Consider the following 7,355-nt stretch of genomic DNA (forward strand, 5'->3'; position numbering starts at 1 on the left):
TTTAGTTTTGCGGTGCCTGATTTGCCCTCTTCGCGAGCAGGCTCGCTCCCACAGTATTAAAGGGTGTGCAGGCTGATGAAACCGTCGGCGTCTACACGGGCAACAACTGAATCATAACTGCCCAACACGGCATGCCCCGTCTCCATCGGCTGATCATGGGTCGCCGTGACAATCACCAGATCCGCCCCCGCCGCTTGCGCCGCGAGTATCCCCACCGTGGCGTCTTCGAACACCAGGCAATCCGTTATCTCGACATCCAGCCGCCGGGCAGCCAGCCGATAACCGGCCGGATCAGGCTTGCCGACGCTGACGTCCTCGGCGGTGACCATCACGTCCGGCTCGGGAATTCCGGCGGCGGCCATGCGGCGCAATGCCAGCGTCCTGGGTGCCGAGGTGACGATGGCCCATTGATGGGCCGGCAGTGACCGGAGAAACCGCGCCGCCCCGACCACCTCTGCAACCCCTTCGACATCCTCGATTTCCGCTGCGGTGATCCACGCGGTTTCGGCCTCGGCATCGACACCGGGCAAGGCCAGGCGCTGGATGGTATCGATGGCGCGGGCACCGTGGATGGTGGGCAGGAAGGTCTCGACATCGACACCGTGGCGCATGGCCCAGTGGGTCCAGACGCGCTCGGCGGCGGCAATCGAAGTAAGGATGGTGCCGTCCATGTCGAACAGGAAGGCACGGTACGGGAGGTTGTAGATGGCGTCTGGAGTAGACAAAAGGGTCCTTCCTGTCTCAAGGAGATGGCAGATGTCTTGAGGAATGTACACGATCATTCATGTACGGCGTGAGTTGAACGCACCATCCACGCAATCGAGCAACTGCCCCAGGGCCCAGGGTTTCTTGATGAACGAGACGTTGTGCCGCACGCCGGAGCTTTGCGGGGTTTCGTAGCCGGACATGATCATGATCGGTTTGTCCGGCCAGCGATCGCCGAACAGGTTGGCCAGGTCTGCGCCGTTGAGGGTGCCGGGCATGGTGATGTCCGTCAGCAATAATCCGACGCCCTGCGCATGACGCTGCAAGTACACCGATGCGGCGTCCGCACTGGTCTGCGGTTCCACCACATAGCCTTCTTCCTGAAGAATTTCACAGAGAAATTCCAGAATCAGCGGGTCGTCCTCAACCACCAGAATCAACCCGCCATGAAGGTCTCCACCTGCAGTCGGTACTCGACTCATGACCTTGCCGCTCCCTGTATGCCTCAACGATTTCGCGGGCTCTAATCCGCTACCTACAGGTATGAGCAGCGGCATCGACGGAAATTCATTTTTGATACAGGGAGGCGACGAAATCAGGCGTCCTGCAAGATCAGGTCGGCGCCCTTCTCCGCCACCATCAGCACTGCGGCGTGGGTATTGCCGGAGGTCACGTTAGGGAAAATCGACGCATCGACGATGCGCAAACCGTCCAGGCCATGGACCTTGAGGCGCTTGTCCACCACCGAGTTCTGCTCATCGGCCCCCATGGCGCAGGAGCCGCACAGGTGATAGATCGAACCGCTGTTTTCGCGGAAGTACTGCAGCATCTGCTCGTCGGTTTCGACCACAGGTCCTGGCAGCACTTCTTCGACGGTGATGCCCTTGAGCGCCGGCGCGCCCATGATCTTGCGCATCAGGCGGCTGCCCTGGATCACCTCGTCGATGTCCTTCTGGGTACTCAGGTAGTTGGGGTCGATCAGCGCCGCGTCCCGCGGGTTCTTCGAAGCGATCTCGATGTGCCCGCGACTGGTCGGACGGCAGGGGTTGAAGCACAGCAGGAAGCCTGAATACGGCTCGGGCTTGAGGCTGGCCTTATTGTTTTTCGGGATCTGGTATGACAGCGGATTGAAGTACAGCTGCAGGTTCGGATTGACCTGCTGCGCATTGCCACGGAAGAAACCGCCCGCCTGATTGACGCTCATGGCCAGCGCGCCTTTGCGGGTGAACAGATACTTCAGGCCGAGCTTGAACTGGCCGAACAGCGAACTGAGCTGGTCGTTGAGCGTCGGGATATTGGCTTTGTAGTAATAGCTCGCGCACAGGTGATCCTGCAGGTTCTGCCCCACCGCCGGCAGGTGCTTGACCAGGGGGATGTTGTGCTTGTTCAGCAGCGCCTGATCGGCGACGCCGGACAGTTGCAGAATCTTCGGCGTGTCGACGGCACCTGCGCAAAGGATCACTTCCTTGTTTGCGGTGAAGGTGCGTGCCACGCCGTGCTGGGTCACGGAAATTCCGGTCGCCCGGCCGTTATCGAACAGCACGCGATCCACCAGGGCGTAATGCTCGACAGTCAGGTTCGGCCGGCTCAATGCCGGATGCAGATGGGCAAAGCTGCTGGAACAGCGCTGGCCGTCGCGAGTGTTGACGTCGTAGATCCCCGCGCCCTCGAACGTCGGGCCGTTGAAATCCTCGCTCAGCGGGTAGCCCAGTTCATCGCAGCCCTTGAGGAACACATCGCAGATCGGATGGGTCTGGCCCTTCATCGGGGTGATGCTGATCGGGCCGCTGCCACCGTGGTATTCGCTGTCGCCCAGCGGATGGTTTTCCAGTTTGCGAAAATACGGCAGCACGTCCGAAAAACCCCAGCCGTCGTTGCCGTTGGCCGCCCAGTCATCGAAATCGTGGGCCTGCCCACGCACGTAGATCATCGCGTTGATCGAACCCGAGCCACCCTGCACTTTGCCGCGCGGGGCGTAGATTTCACGGTTGCCCAGTTGCTTTTGCGGCTGGCTGTAGTACATCCAGTTGAAGGTCGGGTTGTAATACATTTTGGCGAAGCCGACCGGGATCCTGAACCACAGGGAACTGTCCTTTCCGCCCGCCTCCAGCAGCAACACCGTGTGTTTTCCGGAGGCCGAGAGGCGATTGGCCAGGACGCAGCCTGCGGCGCCAGCGCCAGCGATGATGTAGTCGTATGTCATGCACGGTTACCGCGTAAGTCGTTATTCAAAAAAACGCCCGGTCAAGGGGCAAGTCCCTTGTGGGAGCGAGCCTGCTCGCGAAAGCGGTATGTCAGTCGACATCAATGCTGCGTGTCAGTCCGTCTTCGCGAGCAGGCTCGCTCCCACAGGGATTGGCGCCATTTCCATCAGCCCTTGGCCGGCGATGTGTCTTTGACGTCGGCCGGGGTCGGCGCCATTTGCAGGTGCAGGCGTGAACCCGTGTACGGCGAATGCCTGCGCACCACGTCCATGTTCAGCTCGACGCCAAGGCCCGGTTCGGTGGACGGAATGATGTAGCCGTCCTCCCACTGCAACGGCTTGGTGAGCACTTCGGCATGGAAACCGCCCCAGGTCATGATGCTTTCCTGGATCAGGAAGTTCGGCGTGCAGGTGGCCAGCTGGAAGCTCGCGGCGGCACCGATCGGCCCGTTGTAGAGGTGCGGGGCGATCTGCGCGTAATAAGCCTCGGCCATGCTCGCAATCTTCTTCGCTTCCAGCAGACCACCACAGCGGGCGACGTTCATTTGCAGGATCGACGCACCGCCGGCCTGCAACAGCTTGAAGAATTCGTACTTGGTGGTCAGGCGCTCACCCGTGGCAATCGGGATGCTGGTCTTGGCCGCGACTTGCGCCATGGCGTCTTCCTGGCCCGGCGGTACGGGCTCTTCGAACCACAGCGGATCGTACTTCTCAAGGCGCTTGGCCAGACGGATTGCCGAGGACGGCACCATTTGCCCGTGAGTACCGAACAGCAGGTCGCACTTGTCGCCCACCGCTTCGCGGATCTTGCGGCAGAAAGTTTCGCAGCGCTCCAGCACTTCCAGCGAAATTTGATGCCCGGAGTACGCGGTGTACGGCCCCGCCGGGTCGAACTTCACGGCGGTGAAGCCTTTGTTCATGTTCTCGATGGCGCATTCGGCGGCCAGGTCCGGGTCATCGTAGTCGTACTCGCCACGGCTGTTGAGCGGATAGAGGTAGGTATAGGAACGCAGCCGTTCATGGACTTTACCCCCCAACAATTCGTACACAGGTTTGTTCGCGGCCTTGCCGATGATGTCCCAGCAGGCCATTTCCAGGCCACTGACCACGCCCATCATCGTCAGGTCCGGACGCTGGGTGAAACCGCTGGAATAGGCCTGGCGGAAAAAGCGCTCGATGTGGTGCGGGTCCTGGTTGAGCAGGTAGCGTTCGAACACGTCTTCGATGATCGGCAGCATGGCCTTGGGGCCGAAGGTCGCGGCGTAGATCTCGCCGACGCCTTCGATGCCGCAATCGGTCTTGAGCTTGACGAACAGCCAGTACATGCCGCCGATGTGCGGTGGCGGAACGGCAACGATATGGGTTTCAAGGGCGACGATTTTCATCTCAGGCACCTGTCTTCAAAGCTGACTTGTTGAAAGATTGACGATTGATACGGGCGCGCAGGGCCAGGGCCGCGAGGGTCCCGAGCAGGCCGACGAACGCGATGTAGCCGAAATACAGCTTGTAACCAAAGGCACCGGGGAAATGCTCGGTGAGGTAGCCGTTGATCAACGGAATGAATGCGTCCGGCAGGTAACCAACGACCGAGACGATGCCAATAGCGAGCCCGGTGATGCGCAGCGGAATGTTGCAAGTGTCGAGAATCGCCCAGTACAAGCCGCGAATGGCGTAGGTCATCAGGCCAATGAAAATCACTGTAGCGATCAGCAGGCCCATGCTGCCCAGTGCCGGGAACACGATCAGGCCGACCATCGCCAGGGTCGCCAGGAACAGCGCGACGATCAGCACCGAAATGTTGGAGAACTTGTCCCCCAGCCAGCCACCGCCGATGCCGCCGATGGGGCGCATCCACAACTTGATGGTGGTGATGGTGCCGGCCATGACCGCGGTCATGCCGCCGCCCTGCAGGTAGTCGGAGAAGCTGTAGGTGGCCCAGAAGATGTGATAGCCGCAGAACACAATGGCGGTGACCAGCCACAGTTCAGGAATTTTCACCAGTGTCGCCAGGTCGCTGAGCAGGTTGAACTTGCCCTTCTCCACCGGCGCCGTTTCTTCCATCGACTTAGGATCTTTGATCAGCACCAGCACGCAGCCGATGGCGATACAGGTAAAGGCATACAGGTAGACGACATGCTTGAAGCCTTCGGCCGCCGACTCGCCACGGGTTTCGGTGGCGAAGGCAAACAGCCCCAGGGCGACCGTCGCCAGCAAGGCTTCCACCAGACCGCGACCGCCATCGAGGATGCCGAAAAAACGGCCCTGTTCAGTATGGTGGGCGATCATCTTCACCCGCTTGAGTACCGAGGCCCAGAAGGTCAAACCGGTGGTCAGGCCCCAGCAGCCGAAGATGATCATCAGCCCGGTCATCGATGGCGCGGTGGAGTACCACAGGCCCAGGACACCGGTCGCCACCAGCGAAAAGAAAATCAGGAAACGCGGGGCGATACGGTCGGCCAGCCAGCCGCTCGGCAAATAACTCAGGAGGAAAATCGTACCGAGCATCGAGTACAGATAACCCAGCTCGCTGTGGTTGATCTGGAACACTTCGAGCATGGTGGTCTGGTAGACCTGACGCAGGTACAGGATCGGGTAGATCGCACCGGCGGCCAGCACCAGCAGCATCAGTTGAAAATAGCGACTTCCCTTGTCGCTGTGGCTTTTCGAAGCCGCGTTGGAACCCTGAACAGCGGCAGCAGTGGATGCGTGCTTGGACATTGAGTAGACCTCTGGCGCCCGGTGTCCGGGCGCTCGGATAATTGTTGTTATTAGAGGAGCAGCTGCAAGCTACAAGCTTCAAGCGGCAAGCCAGAGCTGCTCACCGATCGCTTTAACTTGCAGCTTGAAGCTTGAGGCTTGTAGCTGCCGTCTTAGTACTTCATGACGACCAGTCGCGTCTGGGTGAATTCGAGCATGCCGTGCTTGCCGTCGTCGCCGCCCAGGCCCGAGCGTTTCCAGCCGGCGTGGAAGCCCTGATACGGATCGGCCGGGGTGCGATTGACGTACAGTTCACCGGCCTCGATGGTGCCGGCGACTTTCATCGTGGTGCGGTAGTTCTCGGTGTAGAGCACCGAAGACAGGCCGAACTGGTGATCGTTGGCCATGGCCAGGGCTTCGTCGATGTCGCGGTACTTGAGCACCGGCAGCACCGGGCCGAAGATTTCTTCCTGGATAATTTCCATGTCCTGGCGGCAACCGCTGAGCAAGGTCGGCGGATAGAAATGGCCTTTGCCCTGCGGAATGAAACCGCCGGTTTCCAGCACCGCACCGTCGGCAATGGCCCGCTCGACCATAGCGTGGATGTTCTGCTGCGAACTGGCGTTGACCAATGGCCCCATGAAGGCCGGATCCACGGCGCGATCGCCGAATTCCACGGCGCTGATTTTTTCTTTCAGCAGGCCGAGGAATTTTTCATAAACGCTTTCCTGCACATAGACCCGCTCCACCGCCGTGCACAACTGGCCACAGTGGGTGGTCTTGGAGGCCACGATTGCAGTGGCCGCAGCTTCAAGATCGGCATCAGCTTCGATGATCGCCGGCGTCTTGCCGCCCAATTCCAGCGATGGCTTGGCGATGTTGGCCTTGCAGTAGTCGAGGACGATGCGCCCGGCGTTGACGCTGCCGGTCAGAGTGATCAAGCCCACGGCCTTGTGGGTGCAAACAGCGGCAGCGGTGGCGTGGTCCATGGTCAGGATGTTGATCACGCCCGCTGGCATTGCGCATTGCTGCACCGCCTTGGCGATCTCAAAGGCCGAGATTGGCGTGTTGTTGCTCGGACGCACGACCACGGTGTTGCCGGCAATCAGCGCCGGGGCGATTTTGCGCAACAGGGTGTAGACCGGGTAATTGAACGGGATCAGGCAGGCGACCACGCCAATCGGCTCGCGGTGAAGGAACAGGTTTTCATCCGGCGTGTCGCTGGGAATGATCTCGCCTTCGATGCGCCGCGCCCATTCGGCGTGGTAGCGGGTGATCTGCGCCGCGTAACGGGCTTCGTTACTGGCGTCGGCCAGGCTCTTGCCGGACTCGGCGGCCAGGGCTTCACCAATGCTTTCGGCGCGGGTATCAAGGGCATCGGCGAAGGCACGCAGGTGTTCGGCGCGCTCGATGCTGGTGAGTTTGCCCCAGGCTTTCTGCGCGGCGGCGGCGGCCTCCACGGCGAAAGTGGCTTCATCGGCGGTGGCGGCAGAGACCTCGCCGACCCGTTCTTCGGTCGCCGGGTCGTAGACCGCGATCAGCGCAGCGCTGGCCGGCTCAATGAATTGCCCGTTAACAAAGTTTCGCTCGAGTCGCATGTGCATCGCCCATCGTTGTTTTTATCCAGTGCGAGCAGTCTTGGCATCCGAGGCTCGTTGGACAAACGATTTATTGAGCGATGTAACATTCGAAAAACGCATGTTACCCCTCAAACGATGGAATCCCTTGTGGGAGCGAGCCTGCTCGCGAA

6 protein-coding genes are annotated in these 7,355 nt (G+C 60.5%); all 6 read right to left on the reverse strand.

Translation table 11 applies throughout. The features are described 5' to 3' along the window. Positions 1–56: 56 nt before the first annotated feature. A complete protein-coding gene (locus ACW9HW_RS27680; RefSeq protein WP_457402489.1) occupies positions 57–725 on the reverse strand; it encodes an HAD-IA family hydrolase in 669 nt (222 codons plus the stop codon). A 57-nt stretch (positions 726–782) separates the two neighbouring features. Further along, a complete protein-coding gene (locus ACW9HW_RS27685) occupies positions 783–1,187 on the reverse strand; it encodes a response regulator (RefSeq protein WP_095192565.1) in 405 nt (134 codons plus the stop codon). A 113-nt stretch (positions 1,188–1,300) separates the two neighbouring features. After that, entirely contained in the window at positions 1,301–2,908 is a 1,608-nt protein-coding gene (locus tag ACW9HW_RS27690) for a GMC family oxidoreductase (RefSeq protein WP_095192566.1), read from the reverse strand. A gap of 167 nt (positions 2,909–3,075) precedes the next feature. Beyond that, complete coding sequence (locus tag ACW9HW_RS27695; RefSeq protein ID WP_457402491.1) at positions 3,076–4,293, reverse strand: mandelate racemase/muconate lactonizing enzyme family protein; 1,218 nt, start codon at positions 4,291–4,293, stop codon at positions 3,076–3,078. A 1-nt stretch (position 4,294) separates the two neighbouring features. Next, positions 4,295–5,626: an MFS transporter gene (locus ACW9HW_RS27700; protein ID WP_457402493.1), complete on the reverse strand. Its 1,332-nt coding sequence runs from the start codon at positions 5,624–5,626 to the stop codon at positions 4,295–4,297. 152 nt (positions 5,627–5,778) lie between these two features. Continuing rightward, positions 5,779–7,203, reverse strand: a complete 1,425-nt coding sequence (aldA, locus tag ACW9HW_RS27705; RefSeq protein WP_457402495.1) for an aldehyde dehydrogenase — start codon at positions 7,201–7,203, stop codon at positions 5,779–5,781. Positions 7,204–7,355: the final 152 nt, after the last annotated feature.

The sequence above is a fragment of the Pseudomonas sp. SDO5532_S415 genome (assembly GCF_054071155.1).